Origin of the sequence: Zoogloea dura (assembly GCF_012927165.1) — a bacterium.
GTDB classification, from domain to species: Bacteria; Pseudomonadota; Gammaproteobacteria; order Burkholderiales; family Rhodocyclaceae; genus Zoogloea; species Zoogloea dura.
Window position 1 is genome coordinate 161040 of sequence record NZ_JABBGA010000003.1, and the last position, 16516, is coordinate 177555.

General features: G+C 66.6%; 16 protein-coding genes. 10 read left to right on the plus strand and 6 right to left on the minus strand.

Annotated features, from left to right (window positions below; all coding sequences use genetic code 11):
- Positions 1 to 64: 64 nt before the first annotated feature.
- Positions 65 to 421 carry a RidA family protein gene (locus tag HHL15_RS05265; protein ID WP_169144784.1) on the minus strand — a complete coding sequence of 119 codons (357 nt, stop codon included), beginning with the start codon at positions 419 to 421 and terminating at the stop codon, positions 65 to 67.
- A gap of 28 nt (positions 422 to 449) precedes the next feature.
- On the opposite strand from HHL15_RS05265, the gene ilvA reads away from it, so the two are divergent.
- Both ilvA and HHL15_RS05275 read left to right on the plus strand, forming a co-directional pair.
- Positions 450 to 2039, plus strand: coding sequence for a threonine ammonia-lyase, biosynthetic (ilvA, locus tag HHL15_RS05270; RefSeq protein WP_268967081.1), 1590 nt, complete (start codon positions 450 to 452; stop codon positions 2037 to 2039).
- A gap of 113 nt (positions 2040 to 2152) precedes the next feature.
- Positions 2153 to 2623 carry a phasin family protein gene (locus HHL15_RS05275; RefSeq protein WP_169144786.1) on the plus strand — a complete coding sequence of 157 codons (471 nt, stop codon included), beginning with the start codon at positions 2153 to 2155 and terminating at the stop codon, positions 2621 to 2623.
- A gap of 70 nt (positions 2624 to 2693) precedes the next feature.
- On the opposite strand, the gene HHL15_RS05280 is transcribed toward HHL15_RS05275, so the two are convergent.
- From HHL15_RS05280 to HHL15_RS05295, 4 genes are all read right to left on the minus strand, one after another.
- Positions 2694 to 3842, minus strand: coding sequence for an NAD(P)/FAD-dependent oxidoreductase (locus tag HHL15_RS05280; RefSeq protein WP_169144787.1), 1149 nt, complete (start codon positions 3840 to 3842; stop codon positions 2694 to 2696).
- A 7-nt stretch (positions 3843 to 3849) separates the two neighbouring features.
- Positions 3850 to 4014, minus strand: coding sequence for a rubredoxin (locus HHL15_RS05285; protein ID WP_169144788.1), 165 nt, complete (start codon positions 4012 to 4014; stop codon positions 3850 to 3852).
- A 42-nt stretch (positions 4015 to 4056) separates the two neighbouring features.
- Positions 4057 to 4542, minus strand: coding sequence for a rubrerythrin family protein (locus tag HHL15_RS05290; RefSeq protein ID WP_169144789.1), 486 nt, complete (start codon positions 4540 to 4542; stop codon positions 4057 to 4059).
- A gap of 203 nt (positions 4543 to 4745) precedes the next feature.
- The gene (locus HHL15_RS05295; RefSeq protein ID WP_169144790.1) at positions 4746 to 5528 is read right to left on the minus strand and encodes an exodeoxyribonuclease III; all 783 of its coding nucleotides are present in this window, start codon (positions 5526 to 5528) and stop codon (positions 4746 to 4748) included.
- Between the two features lie 38 nt (positions 5529 to 5566).
- Here HHL15_RS05295 and pyrE point away from each other — a divergent pair, with 38 nt between their 5' ends.
- The 4 genes from pyrE to HHL15_RS26885 all read left to right on the plus strand — a co-directional run bounded on the left by pyrE (position 5567) and on the right by HHL15_RS26885 (position 8537).
- Entirely contained in the window at positions 5567 to 6214 is a 648-nt protein-coding gene (gene pyrE / locus HHL15_RS05300) for an orotate phosphoribosyltransferase (protein WP_169144791.1), read from the plus strand.
- Positions 6215 to 6218: 4 nt separating this feature from the next.
- Positions 6219 to 6851, plus strand: coding sequence for a hypothetical protein (locus tag HHL15_RS05305; protein ID WP_169144792.1), 633 nt, complete (start codon positions 6219 to 6221; stop codon positions 6849 to 6851).
- 243 nt (positions 6852 to 7094) lie between these two features.
- Entirely contained in the window at positions 7095 to 7736 is a 642-nt protein-coding gene (locus HHL15_RS05310; protein WP_169144793.1) for an MBL fold metallo-hydrolase, read from the plus strand.
- 69 nt (positions 7737 to 7805) lie between these two features.
- Positions 7806 to 8537 carry a response regulator transcription factor gene (locus HHL15_RS26885; protein ID WP_169144794.1) on the plus strand — a complete coding sequence of 244 codons (732 nt, stop codon included), beginning with the start codon at positions 7806 to 7808 and terminating at the stop codon, positions 8535 to 8537.
- A gap of 47 nt (positions 8538 to 8584) precedes the next feature.
- On the opposite strand, the gene mscL is transcribed toward HHL15_RS26885, so the two are convergent.
- Positions 8585 to 9007 carry a large conductance mechanosensitive channel protein MscL gene (gene mscL, locus HHL15_RS05320; protein ID WP_169144795.1) on the minus strand — a complete coding sequence of 141 codons (423 nt, stop codon included), beginning with the start codon at positions 9005 to 9007 and terminating at the stop codon, positions 8585 to 8587.
- A gap of 224 nt (positions 9008 to 9231) precedes the next feature.
- Between mscL and HHL15_RS05325 the strand changes: the two genes are divergently transcribed.
- The 4 genes from HHL15_RS05325 (at position 9232) to HHL15_RS05340 (ending at position 16488) form a co-directional block, all read left to right on the plus strand.
- On the plus strand, positions 9232 to 10803 hold the full coding sequence (locus tag HHL15_RS05325; RefSeq protein ID WP_169144796.1) for a FecR domain-containing protein: 1572 nt from the start codon (positions 9232 to 9234) through the stop codon (positions 10801 to 10803).
- On the plus strand, positions 10800 to 13136 hold the full coding sequence (locus HHL15_RS05330) for a CHASE2 domain-containing protein (RefSeq protein WP_169144797.1): 2337 nt from the start codon (positions 10800 to 10802) through the stop codon (positions 13134 to 13136). The genes HHL15_RS05325 and HHL15_RS05330 overlap by 4 nt, the downstream gene beginning before the upstream one ends.
- A 45-nt stretch (positions 13137 to 13181) precedes the next feature.
- Positions 13182 to 15443 carry an AsmA family protein gene (locus tag HHL15_RS05335; RefSeq protein WP_169144798.1) on the plus strand — a complete coding sequence of 754 codons (2262 nt, stop codon included), beginning with the start codon at positions 13182 to 13184 and terminating at the stop codon, positions 15441 to 15443.
- A 76-nt stretch (positions 15444 to 15519) separates the two neighbouring features.
- On the plus strand, positions 15520 to 16488 hold the full coding sequence (locus HHL15_RS05340; protein WP_169144799.1) for an NAD(P)H-dependent flavin oxidoreductase: 969 nt from the start codon (positions 15520 to 15522) through the stop codon (positions 16486 to 16488).
- Positions 16489 to 16516 lie beyond the last annotated feature (28 nt).

The window sequence follows — 16516 nt, forward strand, 5'->3', positions numbered from 1 at the left end:
ATTGCGAAAACGCCCGGCGCTCCGGGCAATTCGATCAGGACACGCCGCAGGATCCCGGCTCCTGTCAGGGAAGGCAGGCCGCCTGCACGGCAATCTCGACCCGCCAGCCCGGATGCGCCAGCGCGGCCACCTGCACACAGGCCCGCGTCGGCGCCGTGCCGGGGGGCACCCAGGCATCCCATACGGCATTCACTGCATCATAGTCGCTGATGTCAGTCAGGTAGAGGGTTGCGAGCAGCATGCGGTCCTTGCTGCTACCCGCATTGAGCAGCAAGGTCTCCACGCTGGCCAGCATGGCTGCCGTCTGGGCCGTGATGCCGGCAGTGGCGTCGGGCGGCACCTCGACGCAATACACCACGCCGTTATGGACGGTGTAGTCGGAATAGCGCGGTGTCGTACCGGCACGCAGGATTTCACTCATCTTGGATTCCTCGGTGAAAAAAGCGCCTATGTTGCAGTGCGAACGCTCCGGCTGCTACCCTCAAGCACTTCCCCAGCCGAAAAGCACAGGTTCAGCCATGAGCGCGCAGCACCCCGACTATCTCCAGAAGATCCTCACTGCCCAGGTCTACGACGCGGCGATCGAAACGCCCCTCGACCTGGCTCCGAACCTGTCGGCGCGCATCCACAACACGATTTACTTCAAGCGCGAGGACATGCAGCCCGTGTTCAGCTTCAAGCTGCGCGGCGCCTACAACAAGATGGCCAGCCTCAGCCCGGCGGCCCTCAAGCGCGGCGTGATCTGCGCCTCCGCCGGCAACCACGCCCAGGGCGTCGCCCTGTCGGCGAAGAAGCTCGGCGCCCGCGCCGTGATCGTGATGCCCACCACCACGCCGGCGATCAAGATCGACGCGGTCAAGCGCCACGGTGGCGAGGTGGTGCTGGCCGGCGAGAGCTATTCCGACTCCTACGGCCACGCCAAGGAACTCGAGAAGGCCGAGAAGCTCACCTTCGTGCACCCCTACGACGACGTGGAAGTGATCGCCGGCCAGGGCACCATTGCCATGGAGATCCTGCGCCAGCACTCCAAGCCCATCCACGCGGTGTTCTGCTGCGTCGGTGGCGGTGGCCTGCTGGCCGGCGTGGCCGCCTACATCAAGCGGGTGCGCCCGGAGATCAAGGTGATCGGGGTGGAAACCGTGGACGCCAACGCCATGACCCAGTCGCTGGCTGCCGGCAAGCGCATCGAACTGGCCACCGTGGGCCTGTTTGCCGACGGCGCCGCGGTCAAGCTGGTGGGCGAGGAGACCTTCCGCCTGTGCCAGGAATACGTGGACGAAATGGTGGTGGTGGATAACGACGCCATCTGCGCAGCCATCAAGGACGTCTTCGAGGACACCCGCTCCATCCTCGAGCCCGCCGGCGCCCTGGCCGTGGCCGGCGCCAAGGAATACGCCAAGCGCCACAACCTGAAGGACAAGACCCTGGTGGCGGTGGCCTCCGGTGCCAACATGAACTTCGACCGCCTGCGCTTCGTGGCCGAAAGGGCCGAAGTGGGCGAGCAGCGCGAAGCCGTGCTGGCCGTGACCATCCCGGAGAAGCCGGGCTCCTTCAAGAAGTTCTGCAACCTGCTCGGCAACCGCAACATCACCGAGTTCAACTACCGCTACGCGGACCGCCAGAAGGCCCACATCTTCGTCGGCGTCAGCGTGCACAACCGGGCCGAAGGCGGGCGCATCACCGAGCTGCTGCAGCGCCACGAGCTGCCCTGCCTGGACCTCACCGACGACGAGATGGCCAAGAGCCACATCCGCTACATGGTCGGCGGCCACGCGCCCCAGGCGGAGAACGAAGTGCTCTACCGCTTCATCTTCCCGGAGCGTCCGGGCGCCCTGCTCAACTTCCTCGACACCCTGCGTTCGGACTGGAACATCAGCCTGTTCCACTATCGCAACCACGGCGCCGACTTTGGTCGCGTGCTGGTGGGCATGCAGGTGCCACCCCAGGACCGGGAAGCCTTCCAGGATTTCCTCGGACGGCTGGGTTATGAGTATGTGGATGAAACAGGCAACCCGGCCTACCGCATGTTCCTGGGTTGAAATCGGGCCGCCACCACCACCCGGCGCGCAAACTTGATGTCGCGCAATGGCGGTGGGCCCTGGCGGGACTAAGGTTGGACCTTGGTCACCGCCCAATGGAGAAGGCAGACGCCATGATCACTCTCGAATCGATGCTCGCCAACCCGGGCAAGGACAACCTCGACGCGGTGTCCTCACTCTACCTCGGCGCCTTCGTCGCCGCCCAGCGCCTGGTGGCCCTGAACATCCGGGCCACCCAGTCGCTGATGGAAAGCAACATGTCGTCGGTCCAGGCTCTGGCCCGGGCACGCAACCTTGAAAACTGGCAGGAGGCACAGTCGGCTGCGACTCAGCAACTGGTCAACCAGATCGTCGGCTACGCCGGTGATTTCAACGAAGTTGTTGCAGAAAATCAGAAAGAACTGACAAGCCTGCTCCAGGCGGCACCTCCGGTGCCGGCATCCGGCAAGCCTGCCGCCAATCTGCTGGCCATGAGCGAAGTGGTCCAGACCATGCTCGACGCTGCGCTCCACTCACGGAACGCAATGCTCGACATGGCGATGCGGGTGGATCAGCGACGCCAGGACGCGGCGCCGGAAAGCTAGGCCGCCGCCGGATCCGGCGCTTCAGGCGCCCAGGTTGCGGATCCCACCCCCGCGCCCTGATAGCACCGGTCTACAACCAGGCCGGCAGACTGGCGGCCAGCACCTGCTTGCGGCTGGTCGCGGCACCCAGCAGGGCGAAGCCGGCCGGGCTGCCATCAGGCGTCAGGAACAGGGCCTCCAGCCCGCCCTCCGGGTGCGTCAGCACCCATTCACCGGCCAGCCCGGCCGGAGGAGGCGCCGCCACTGTCGGCAGGGCCGGCGTCTTGACCAGTACCGGCATGGCCGGGTAGCTCACCGCGGTCGGCGTACCGGTGAGGGTTTTCGCCAGGGCCCGCACCTGCTGCATGATGGGCATCACGAAGGGCAGGCTCAACCCCACCACTTCGGCACAATCGCCGATCGCAGACACACCCGCAGCACTGCTGGCCAGGTGACGGTCGGTGACGATGCCGCGCCCGACCTGGATAGCGGCCGCCTCCGCCAGGCCGATGCGCGGGCGCAGGCCTACCGCGGACAGCACCAGGTCGGCCTCGGCCACGCTGCCATCGCTCAGGCGCAGCCGGTAGGTGGCGCCCTGGCGATCCACGCCGATGGCCGAAATGCCCATGCGGAACACCACCCCCGCCGCCTCCAGCCCTGCCCGGAAGTACGCACCTGCTTCCTCGGGCAGCAGGCGGCCGAGCGGCCACGGCGCCGGGTCGAACACGGTCGGCTCGATCCCCCGGGCCAGCATGTCGTTGGCAAACTCGCAACCAATCAGGCCGCCCCCCAGGATGGCCACCCGGCGGGCCCCATCGAGGCGGGCACTGAAGCGCGCAAAGTCGTCCAGGTCATTCACCGACAAGACCTCCGGAGCCGCATCGCCATCCAGGGGCAGGCGGATCGGATCGGCGCCAAGGGCCAGCACCAGGTCCCGGTACGGCAGCACTTCTCCATCCTGCAGGCTGACCTGGCGGGCCGAGGTGTCGATGGCCGTCACCTGCCGCCGGGCCAGGATCCGGGCATCCAGTTCCTCGGCCATGCGCTCGGCCGTCTTCATCACCAGCGTGGCGGCGCTCTTGCCGCTCGCCAGGGCGTTGGACAGCATCGGCTTGGAATAGAAGGGCGCGTCATCGCGGCTGACCAGCACGAGGGGCACGCTCTTGTCGAGCTTGCGGATCTCGCGGGCCAGGTTGTAGCCCGCGAGGCCGGTACCGAGGATCAGGATGGGAGCGGTCATGACGTCCTCAGATCTCGACCATCTCGAAATCGGACTTGGCCACACCGCAATCCGGACAGGCCCAGTCGTCAGGGATGTCGGCCCAGCGGGTGCCGGGGGCAAGCCCCTCCTCGGGGAGGCCGGCAGCCTCGTCGTAGATGAAGCCGCATACGATGCACTGGAAGGTTTTCATGATCTTGGTTCCTTTATGTCTGGATGTCGGGTCGGGACGGGCTCAGCCGGCGATCTTGTCGAGGGCTGCCTGGTAGTGGGCGGCATGTCGCTCTTCAACCTTGGCGAGGGCCGCAAAACGCTTGGCGGCCTTCTCGAGTACGGCCTTGAACTGGGCCGCGTGCTCCCTGGACTCTTCGATCTGCTCGTCGATTTCTTGCACTGCGGCGTGGTTGCCTTCTTCCACCGCAGCGTGGCGGAAGGACGGGTACATCTCGGTGTACTCGTAGGTCTCACCCTCGATGGCGAACTGCAAGGCGCGGGCCGGGCTCATGCTGGCCTTGGGGTAGAGCAGGTCGAGGTGACCGAAGGCGTGCATCACCTCCTGGTCGGCGGTGGCTTCGAAAGCCCGTGCCGTCTCCTCGTCGCCCATCTCGCGGCTGAGCTTGGCGAAGTAGCGGTACTTGATGTGGGCCATGGCCTCGCCGGCGAAAGCGGCTTCGAGGTTCTGGATGGTGGCCGAGGCGGGATCGTGGAAGGGGTTTGCCATGATGATGATCTCCTTTAAGGGTTGTCTCGATCGCTTGGATTCGATGGAGACCATCTTACGGATGGTGGATTTATTCTAGAAATTGATTGATTAAAGAATTACTATTAAACATAACTATCGAACGCACCGTACCTGGCAGGCAGCAGATCAAGAATGGCGCAGCCCATGACCATCACGGGCTGCGCCACCGGCAGGGCCTTGCCTTACCAGGACACGTCGTAGTCGACCGTCAACGGCGCATGATCGCTGAAGCGCTCGTCCTTATAGACAGCCGCCCGCTGGGCACGGCTCCCGATGCCGGGCGTGGCGATCTGGTAGTCGAGACGCCAGCCCACGTTCTTGGCCCAGGCCTGGCCGCGATTCGACCACCAGGTGTAGCAGGTGTCGGTGGCCTCGGGATGCAGGCGCCGATAGGTGTCCACCCAGGCCTGCTCGTCGAACAGGCGCGACAGCCAGGCCCGCTCTTCCGGCAGGAAGCCCGAGTTCTTCTGGTTGGAGCGCCAGTTCTTGAGATCGATGGCCTGGTGGGCGATGTTCCAGTCACCACAGATGATCACCTCGCGGCCACTGTCGCGCAGGGCCGCCATATGAGGCAGGAAGATATCCATGAAACGGAACTTCGCAGCCTGGCGCTCCTCGGAACTGGAACCGGAGGGCAGATACAGGGACACTACGGAGAGATTTCCGAAATCGGCCTGGAGGTAGCGCCCCTCGGCGTCGAATTCCTCGTTTCCAAGCCCCTCCACGATCCGGTCGGGCGGCCTGCGGGTGTAGATGCCTACGCCGCTGTAGCCTTTCTTGAGGGCGCAATGGAAGTGTCCGGCAAGGTCGCCGGGCGCGCGCATTTCGGGGCTGAGGTCCGCCAGCTGAGCCTTCAATTCCTGCACGCAGACCACATCTGCCTGCTGATTGCCGAGCCACATGAGGAAGCCTTTCACGCTGGCCGAGCGGATGCCGTTGAGATTGGCCGTGACGACGCGTAACATTTTGGGTAATTTGGCCTGTTTTTTGATTGGGAAATGCCGTGGATTTTAGCCGTGATTTCATCGCCCTCTCCTGCGAAAAGGGGATCCTGCGCTTCGGGGAGTTCGTGACCAAGGCAGGTCGCCTGTCCCCTTACTTCTTCAACGCCGGCCTTTTCAATGACGGTGACTCCTTCGGCAAGCTCTGCGAGTTCTATGCACGCACGCTGGTGGCGGCAGGCCTTCCCTGCGACATGCTGTTCGGTCCGGCCTACAAGGGCATTCCCTTGGTCGCCGGTACCGCCATGCGCCTGGCCGAACACGGCCACAACCTGCCCTTCTGCTTCAACCGCAAGGAGGCCAAGGACCACGGTGAAGGCGGTACCCTGGTGGGCGCGCCGCTGGCCGGCCGGGTCGCCATCCTCGACGACGTGATCTCGGCCGGCACCTCGGTACGCGAATCAGTGGAGATCATCCGCGCCCACGGCGCCACCCCCTCGGCGGTGGTGATCGCCCTCGATCGCATGGAGCGCGGCACCGGCACCCTGTCTGCCGTCCAGGAGGTCCGCGAGGCCTACGGAATTCCTGTCCTCGCCGTGGCCAGCCTGACCGATCTGATCGCCTTCCTGGGCGACACGCCGGCCCTGCAGGCCAATCTCCCGGCCGTCGAGCGCTACCGGGAAACTTACGGCGTCAGCGGAGACCTCTGAAACCATGCGACGCCTGGCCCTGCTTTGCGCACTGTTGGTCAGTCTTCCCACCCCAGCCCAGACGGCGCAGCGGGGAACGGTGTACTGCTGCACGGACAACGGGCATCAAGTTTGTGGTGATGTCTTGCCGGCCCAGTGCTTCGGCAAGAGCTACCGGGAGATGAGCCCGCAGGGCACCGTCCGGCGTGTCGTGGAGGCCCCCCTGACAACCGAGCAGATGGCACGCAAGGAGGCCGAGGAGCGGGAGCGGCGCGCCGAGATCGCCCGCCAGCGCGCCGAGATGCGCCGCAACCAGTCCCTGCTCGAAACCTATTCCAGCGTGGCCGACATCGATGCCCGCCGCGACCGGGCCATCGAGGGCGTGCAGTCGGAACTGAAGCGCGGCGAAGTCATCCAGGCCCAACTCCAGAAAAAGCGCGCCGGCCTGCTGCGCGAAGCCGAGTTCTACCAGAAGCGGGCCATGCCCGCCGCGCTGGCCGCCTCCATCCGCGACGTGGACAGCGAGATTGCCACCCAAAGCCTGGTGATCGACTCCAAGCGAAAGGATATCGAATCGATCCGCAACCGCTACGAGCAGGACCGCAGCCGCTACATTGCCCTGACCGAAGCCCGCAACTCGCCCCCCAATTCACGCTGAACGCGTCTTCCTGCCCATGCGCCCCCGTTCGGGGCGTGCTCCCCATGAGTGAAAACAAGCGTTTCAAGACGGCCTCCAGGGCTTCTGGGAGACAACAGCTTGCATGGCGGCCATTTTGGGGCGTGCTAAACTGCAGCGCATGCAGGGACTCCTGGCACCGGTCTTGATAATTGGGCCGCCGAGGCGTAATTAGTCGTTGTTTCTCCCCTACCACTACGCCGGTCAGGCCTTCAGAAGATCATCATGCTCAAGTACAAGATCGTCCCCGTCACCCCCTTCGAACAGAACTGTTCGATTCTCTGGTGCGACCAGAGCCGCAAGGCCGCGGTCGTCGATCCGGGGGGCAACATCGAACGCATCCTCAAGGCTGCGGACGAACTGGGTGTCGACATCGAACGCATCCTGCTCACCCACGGGCACATCGACCATGCCGGCGGCACGGCCGGACTGGCCCGCCAGCTTGGCGTCCCTATCGAAGGCCCGGAGCGCGAGGAGAGCTTCTGGATCGACGCACTTCCCCAGCAGAGCAAGATGTTCGGTTTTCCGCAGGTCGAGACCTTTACCCCCGATCGCTGGCTCGCCGAAGGTGATCAGGTCCAGGTCGGCAACGAGTCCCTCTCCGTGATCCACTGCCCGGGGCACACGCCGGGCCACGTGGTATTTTTCAGCAACACTGCGCGCCTGGCAGTCGTGGGGGATGTGCTCTTCGCCGGTTCGATCGGCCGCACTGACTTCCCGAGGGGCGACCACTCCGCGCTCGTCAACTCAATCCGCCAGAAACTGTGGCCCCTTGGCAACGATGTGAGCTTCATTCCTGGTCACGGACCGATGTCTACTTTCGGCGCCGAACGGGAAGGCAACCCGTATGTGGGCGACTACGCCTGAGCTGCGGCTTCGGGCCCGGGCCATTTCCGTCACCGCGTGCATATAACTCTCGATTAAAGGTAAACCAGCGTGCGATTCGCTATTCTCGAAGACGATCCTGCCCAAATGGAAGTCCTGACGGGCTGGCTGCGGGAAGTCGGACATGACGTGCATGGCTTCGGTCTGGCCCGCGAACTGATGCGGGTCGCCAGCCGTGAGAGCTTCGACCTGTTCCTGGTGGACTGGGTGCTCCCGGACCTCACGGGCGAGCAGGTCCTGCGCTGGCTGCGGGTTGAACGCGGCAACGACACTCCGGCCATCTTCATCACCTCCCGGGACTCCGAAGAGGACATTGCCAACGCCTTCAGCGCCGGCGCCGATGACTACCTCATCAAGCCTCCCCGCCGGATCGAGCTGCTGTCACGCATCGAGGCCGTACTTCGCCGTGCCCAGCCCCGCAACCCGAACCAGACCTTGACGGTAGGCCCCTACCACTTCGATCTGGTCAAGAAGGCGCTCAACGTGGACGGCGTGGCTGTCGAAATGACCGACAAGGAATTCGACTTGGCCGCCTTCCTGTTCCGCAACCTCGGGCGCCTGCTGTCCCGGGGGCACCTGCTCGAAGCGGTGTGGGGCCGCAACCCCGATCTGGCCACGCGGACCGTGGATACTCACATCAGCCGGGTTCGCAGCAAGCTCAACCTGCGCCCCGAAAACGGCTTCCGCCTGACCCCCACCTACAACTTCGGCTACCGGCTGGAACGCATCGACCCCTCCGAGCTACCGGCAGCGGGCGACGCCCCGGCCCCGGCGGGCGAATGACAGAGGGGCCCGCGCAGGGCCCCTCTGCTTTGGCGGGTTGCCTATGACTATTTCTTCAGCGAATCACGGATCTCGCGCAGCAGCTTGACATCTTCCGGCTCGGCCGGCGGTGCCTCCGGAGCCGGGGCCGGCTCATCGCGCTTCAGCTTGTTCATCGCCTTGATCGCCACGAAGATGGCCATGGCCACGATCATGAAGTCGATCACCGAGTTGATGAATACGCCATACTTGAACAAGGGTGCACCGGCTTTCTCTGCGGCCTCCATGGTTTCGAAGGTCTTGTCCCCGAGATTCAGGTAAAGGTGCTTGAAATCCACCCCGCCAAGCAGTTTGCCGATCACCGGCATGAGCATGTCCTTGACGAGGGAATCGACGATCTTCTGGAAAGCGCCGCCGATGATGACGCCAACCGCGAGGTCGACGACATTGCCTTTCATGGCAAATTCCTTGAACTCCTGCATGAAACTCATGTTCTTTCCTTTTCGGGTTTGAAATCGGTGGAGCATCGGCCCCGGCCCCCCGGATGATCGGACACCACCGGAGAAGCGCAGGAATGGTAGGCGCCAGCGCAAATAACAGTGCGGCGTATTTAACATGCCCCCGTGATTGCCTGGAGTATTTTGCGAAGTTTTGCACCCTCTGTGGGGCCGGGACTTAATATAACCCCCGAAAAACAGAAAGAAAGAGCGATCACGTGGCCCGTACCCCCTTCCGCTTCCTTGGCATCGCCCTGAGCCTGATGGTCTGGCAGGGCGTTGGCGCGTCCGAGCTTGAGATCATCCACACCGCCAGGGCCGGTGACACCCTCATCGGCATCGAGCGCGAATATCTCGCCCCGCCCTACCGCTGGCGTGGGCTCAAGACCCTCAACCGCGTCGACAATCCGATGCGCATTCCGGTCGGAACCCCCTTGCGCATCCCGGAGAGCTGGCTGCGGGTCGAACCCCGCAGCGCCAGGGTCGTGGCCCTCAACGGCGATGTGACGATGAACGGCCGCCCCCTCTCCGCCGATGCGCGGGTCCCGGCTGGCGCCATACTGCGTACCGGCACGGGCGGCTTCGTGACGCTCGCCATGCCCGACGAATCGCGCCTGACCGTACAGCCCGGCAGCCAGGCACAGGTGGAAAAGATGCAGGGCTACAAGGGGATCACGGGACAGAGCACCCAGATCAACCTCGAGCAGGGGCGCCTGGAAACCACCGTCACGCCCCAGCGCGGCCCCGCCGCCCGTTACCAGATCCGCACCCCCACCGCCTCCCTGAGTGTGCGCGGCACCGCCTTCCGGGTCGGCTCCGATCCGGCCGCCCAGTCGTCCCAGGCCGAGGTCACCGAGGGCGAGGTGGCCATGAACAACGCCAGCCGCGACGATGCACGTGCCCTGCCCGCAGGCTATGGTGTGGTGGCACGGGCCGGCGAGGCGATACCCCAGCCGCGCCCCCTGTTGCCGGCCCCGCTCGTGGGCATCCCGCCCATCCTCGAGCAGATCGACCTGGCCATCCCCATCACGCCAGTAGTCGGCGCCGTCGCCTATCGTGCCCAGCTCGCCCGGGACGAAAGCTTCAGCGACATGGTCTCCGCTGAGCGCCTGAGCACCGCAGTGGCGCACTACAAGGGGTTGCCCGATGGCAGCTATGTGCTGCGCGTGCGGGCCATCGACGAAGCCGGACTGGAAGGCCATGACAGCACGACACGCTTCACGCTGCGCGCCCGCCCCACACCGCCGAGCCCGGCCACCGATGGCAGCCTGAGCTGGACCCCCGGCCCGGAAAGCGGCTCCCGCTACCGCATCCAGGTCGCCGGCCCCGAAGGCTTCGAGCGGCCGGTCTTCGAGCAGGACACCGACGCCCGCAGCATCGAAGCGGCACTTCCTCCCGGGCGTCACGGCTGGCGCGTGGCCAGCCTGCGCCCGGACGGCCAACCCGGGCCATGGAGCAGGACCGCCGTATCGGACATCCGCCGGGCACCCGGCGGGGCTCAACTGAGCGTCTTCAACAACCGCCTCCGATTCGCCTGGCAGGGCCTGGCCGGACAGATCTACGACGTCCAGATCGCCGCCGACGAAGCCTTCACGCAAGTGCTCCTCGAGGAGAGCATCGGTGAAGCCGCCGTCACCTGGCCCTCTCCTGGCCTGGGCAGCTACTATCTGCGCCTTCGCGCCCGCGATCCGGACGGCGGAGTCTCCCCGTGGTCCGAAACCCAGACACTGCGCCCGCTCCTTCCGATGCTGACCTGGTCCCTGTCGTCTCCCGGCCGTCCGAGTCCGTGAGATCCGACTCCCCCCCCCTGCGCCGCCCGACGCTGGAGTGGTTTGCCGTCACGCTGTTCTGCGTGCTGCTGGCGGCCCTGTCGGCGGTGGAGGGCTGGCTCTGGCGCATCGACCAGTCCATCTACGACGGGATCCTGTCGTCCTGGCCCCGCCCGGTCAGCACTGACGTAGCCGTCATTTCCATCGATGATGCGAGCCTGTCCCGGATAGGCCCGTGGCCCTGGTCCCGGCGCGTCCACGCCGCCCTGATCGACCGGGCCCACTCCGCGGGTTCGTCCGCCATCGTCCTCGACATCCTCCTCGATGCGCCCAGCCGTGATGATCCGGGAGCCGACGCAGCCCTCGCCCAGGCCATCCGCAACCACGGCCAGGTGATCCTGCCCCTCGCCCAAGCGGTGACCGGTGCGGTGCTGAGCGGCGAGACCCTTCCGCTTGCGCCTTTCACGGAAGCCGCCGCCGCCCTCGGCCACAGCCAGACAGAATTCGACCCGGACGGGATCGCCCGCAGCGTCTACCTGTGGGAGGGCTTCGGCGGTGCCCATCATCCCCAGCTCGCGCTGGCCCTGCTGCGCCTCGTCGAACCCCAGGCGGCCCGCAACTTCCCGCCTCCGGCCCCCGAGTCGGGCGCCGACCAGCAACAGTGGCAGCGCGCCGACTGGCTGCGCATCCCCTTCGCCGGTCCGCCCGGCACCTATCCCCATTACTCCTACCAGGCCGTCCTGAATGGCGACGTCCCTGCCTCCGAGCTACGCGGCAAGATCCTGCTGGTCGGCGCCACCGCCACCGGCATGGGCGACGCGGTGCCCACGCCTACTTCCGGCCTGTCTCGCCCGATGCCGGGCATAGAGGTCCAGGCGAACGTATTTGACGCCCTGCGCCACAATGCCGGCGTCCATCCTCTGTCGCCGTGGATCGCCGCCGCCGTGGCCTCCACGCTGGTAGTGGTGCTGATGCTCACCCTGCTCTACGCAGAGGCGCGCACCGGACTGGTGGCGACCTTCGTGCTCGCCAGCACGGCCCTGGTCGTGGCCGCCATCGGCCTGCTGTGGGGCAGTGTCTGGTTCGGTCCGGCCCCCGCCGTGCTCGGCTGCATGCTGGCTTACCCACTATGGAGCTGGCGCCGTCTCGAATCCGCCCAGCGCTATCTCGATGCGGAGCTGCTTGCCCTGGGCCGCGAGGGCACCCCCCTGGGCCTGCCGATCGACGAATTCGGGCGACGCACTGCCGACCCCCTGGAGCAGCGCATCCGCATCGTGCGTCAGGCTGCCCAGCACCAGCGCGACGTCCGCCGCTTCATTTCCGACACCCTTGAACACCTGCCCATCGGCGTGGTGGTGATCGACCAGCTCGACCGGGTGATCCTGCACAACGAACGTGCCCGACACCTTCTTCGCGCCTTCCGCAGCGACGCACTTCTGGCCGCCCTGCGCGGCCTGCCCTGGCCCAGCTACCTGCCGATGCGCGACGGCCTGCCGGACCTGAGCGGGTTCTCCGGCACCCGCCAGTTCGAGCTGTCGCCGGACAAGAAGCGCTATCTGCTGGTGTCGGTGGCCGACCTCTTCTCGGAGTCCAGCGGCAAGCCGGGCCGCGTCATCGGCCTTGCCGACGTGACCGCCATGCACGAAGCCCAGCGCAGCCGTGAGGACACCATGCACTTCCTGTCCCACGACCTGCGCGCTCCGCTGGCCTCCATCCTCACCCTGATCGATGGCTACCGGGACGAACCGGCCCTGCAGGCTGAGCAGATCCCGCGGATAGCCCGCTATGCCCGTTCGGCCCTCGATCTCGCCGACGGCCTGTTCCGCCTGGTGCGCGCCGAAGGCTCCGACCCGAAGGACTTCGTCGAGCTCGACCTGGCCGGCCTGGTGGATTCGGCCGCCGACGAAGTCTGGCCACAGGCTCACGCCCGGGGCATCCGCATCTCCGTCGATACCCACGACGCGGAGCGGGAGGAAGCGATCGTCAGGGGTGACTTCTCGCTGCTGCGCCGGGCGGTGATCAACCTGATGACCAATGCCATCAAGTATGGCGATGCCAACAGCAATGTCGGCGTCAGCCTGGCGGCCGAAGGGCCCGACTGGGTCATCCGGGTCCGTGACCAGGGCGCCGGCATACCCGCCGATGCCCTGCCGCGGCTGTTCCGGCGCTTCAGCCGGATCGTCGGTGAGGGGCGTGACCGCCCCAGCGGAGTCGGCCTCGGCCTGGTGATCGTCAAGACCGTGGCCGAACGCCATGGCGGCAATGTCGTCGTCAACAGCGAACCCGGCGTCGGCAGCACCTTTGAATTGCGCCTGCCCCTGCGCAACCACCTGAGCCCCCCGACCGTCGCCTGACGCCACTGCGGTAAAATCCGCCCATCGGTCTCGGGTTTGCCAGACATGCGCCTCAACTACCTCCGGATCCTCGCCTTTGCCCTGGGCGGGCTGAGCACGGTGATCGCCGCCGGAGCCCTGTACCTTTACGCCACCTTCGACGGCCTGCGCCTGGCCACGGAGCTGTCCCAGTTCGTCCGTCAGCGCTACCAGCGGGTACTGCGCATCGACGGCCCGGTCGAGCTCTCCATGTTCCCGTGGCCGGCCTTGCGTCTGCCGGCCACCTCGCTGTCCTCCCGCAATTCGACCGGCGAGTTCATGGCGGTCGAACAGGCATCGGTCGGCGTCCGCCTCCTCCCCCTGCTCGCCCGCCGGGTCGTGGTGGACCAGCTCGAGCTGGATGGCCTTCGGCTGGCCCTGCTGCGCGACAAGAACGGGCGCCTGAACGCCGACGACCTGCTCGCCGCAACGGACAAGGACGCCGAGCCCATCACCAGCCCGCTGGAGATGGACCTCGGCGCACTGCACATCCACCACAGCGCCCTGACCTGGACCGACGAGGCCGCCGGCCGCCAGCTGGCCCTGTCCGATCTGTCCCTGGAAAGCGGCCAGCTCGGTCGCAACGCCGAAGGCCGGCTTGCACTCACCGCGCGCCTGACCCGCGCGGCACCGACCACCGACCTGCAACTCGAGATCCAGACCGCCTACCGTCTCGACGAACACACCTGGCCCCAGCGCCTGCGGCAGCTCCATGCCACCGCCCGGGGCGACGTGGACGGCCGGCAGGGCCTGGTCGGAGAGATCGCCGCCACCGAGATCCTGAGCACCGAAGACCAGCCCATGCAAGTGCAGGGCGGCAGCCTGCAGGCCCGCCTCAAGACCTCTGCCGGCACCCTGGAGCTCAAGGGCAGCAGCCCGCGCCTCCAACTCGACCCCCACGGCCCCCAGGCGGAGCAGCTGGATGGGTCGCTGAACCTTGCAGGCAGCCCGCACAGCGGCAAGCTGCAGCTGCGCCTCAGCGGCCTGACAGCCAGCGCGAAGGGGCTCGAGGCGCAGCAGCTCGAAGCGGACATCGAGCTGCGCACACCCGCGCTGCAGCTCACCGGCACGCTGGCAGGGCCGCTGCGCTGGCCCACCGGCAGCCCGGGGCCGGAGCTGCCCACGCTGCTTGGCCGCCTCGATCTCACCCCGGCCGGCCCGGAAGCCCGCCCCCGCCACATCGACACCGAAGCCAGCCTGCAGCTTGATCCGGCCCGCGGCAGTGCCACCGGCGGACTCTCCCTGCGCATGGACGGCAGCCACCTCCGCGGCAAGTGGTCCGTGGCGTCGAGCGCGTCTCCCACCCTCGGTTTCGATCTGGACGTGGATCACCTCGACCTCGCAACGCTTAGCAGCCAGAAGCCGGCCGCCAAGCCGCGCAGCAACACCGCCGAAGCCGCCGGATCACCCCTCGACCTGACTTCGCTGCTGGGGCTCGACCTCGAAGGCACCTTGCGTGTCGACCAGTTGAAAGCCGCCGGCCTGCACCTGGAAAAGCTGCGCCTGCCGCTGCGTGTCCGTGACGGCAGACTCGTCTCCACGGGACACAGCATGTCGCTCTACGGCGGCAGCCTGGAGGGCAGCCTGAGCATCGACGCAGCCAGCCGGCAGATGGCCTACCGGAGCTACCTCCAGGGTGCCAGCCTGGGGCCGCTGCTGCGCGACCTGAACGGCACCGAGACACTCACCGGCACCACCAACTTCTTTATGGATGTGAGCAGCGCTGGAAGCACACGGGATGCGCTCCTCGATGCGCTGCACGGTGTGGCCCGCCTGCGTATCCGCAACAGCACGGTGCCGGGCATAGACCTCAGCCAGGCCTTCAGGGAATGGCGCAACCAGATCGGCACCCGCCAGGGCGCCCGGCGCGGCTTTCATGACAAGGAGTCCACGGCCATCGGCGAACTCACCGCGAGCTTCCAGGTGGACAAGGGGATTGCCACCAGCACGGACCTGCTGGCCAAGGGCGGCACGCTCAAGGTGACCGGCGAGGGGCAGGTCGATCTGGCCCGGCAGTCCATCGACTATCTGTCGCATGTCACCCTGCTTGCCGTGCCGGCAGGCATCGACACCAGCCTCCGGGGCACCACCGTGCCGATCCGCATCAAGGGGCCGGCAGGGCGCCCCGACTGGCACCTGGAAGCAGGCACAGGCCTGCCTGCCGCAGCCGCCGCGGCCAGTCGCAAGGTGGTCCGGCAAAGTTCCCGGATCACTCCGGCCAAGGCCGTCGACAAACCCGGGAACAAGGCTCAGCCTGTACCGGCTCCCGCGGCCGGCAACACCGAATAGTCCGCCGGCTGTCTCCCTGCAGGCATGCTAGATTCGCCCTGCAGCACCTACAACAATATCCACGGAGACAGCATCCATGACCCTTCCCGTCGCCTTTCGCGGCTGCATGCGGCTACCCGCCATCGCCGCCCCCATGTTCCTCGTGTCCGGCCCAGAGCTTGTATCCGAGACCTGCAAGGCCGGCGTTGCCGGCAGCTTCCCGGCGCTCAATGCGCGCACCAGCGAAGAGCTGGAGGCCTGGCTGACCGACATCGACAGCGCGCTGGAGGCCGCACGCACGGCGGCCCCCACCAGCCCGGTCGCCCCCTACGGGATCAACCTGATCCTGCACGCCTCCAACCCCCGGGTGGCGCCCGACCTGGACCTGATCTGCAAGCACCGGGTGCCCTTCGTCATCACCAGCCTGGGCCACCCGGGCGAGGTGGTCGAGCGGGTGCACGCCTACGGCGGCCTGGTCTTCTCGGACGTGATCCACACCTATCACGCCCGCAAGGCCGCCGCCGCCGGGGTGGACGGCATCATCGCCGTGGCCTCCGGCGCGGGAGGCCATGCGGGCACCCAGAATGCCTTCAGCCTGGTGCGCGAGATCCGTGAATTCTGGAACGGCACCCTGATCCTCGGCGGCGCCATCTCCGACGGCTTCGCCGTGCGCGCCGCCGAAGTGCTGGGTGCCGACCTGGCCTACATGGGCACCCGCTTCATCGCCACCCGTGAGTCCCGCGCCCAGGAGGCCTACAAGCAGATGCTGGTGGAGGCCGGAGCCGAAGACATTGTCTATACCGATGCCATTTCCGGCACCAACGCCAACTTCCTGTGGCCCAGCCTGGAAAAGCTCGGCCACAAGCGCGAAGAGCTGGTGCAAGGGGTCGGCAAGGGCAAGCTCAAGGCCTTGTCGGACGAGGCCAAGGCATGGCGTGACGTGTGGAGTGCCGGCCATGGCGTGGCCACCATCCACGATGCACCCGCGGTACAGGTGCTGTGCGAGCGGCTGGCCGAGGAATACCAGGCCGCCTGCGCCCTGCCGCCCAGCCCGGCCCTGGGCTGATCGGCAGACGATCCGCACCCTCTGCAGG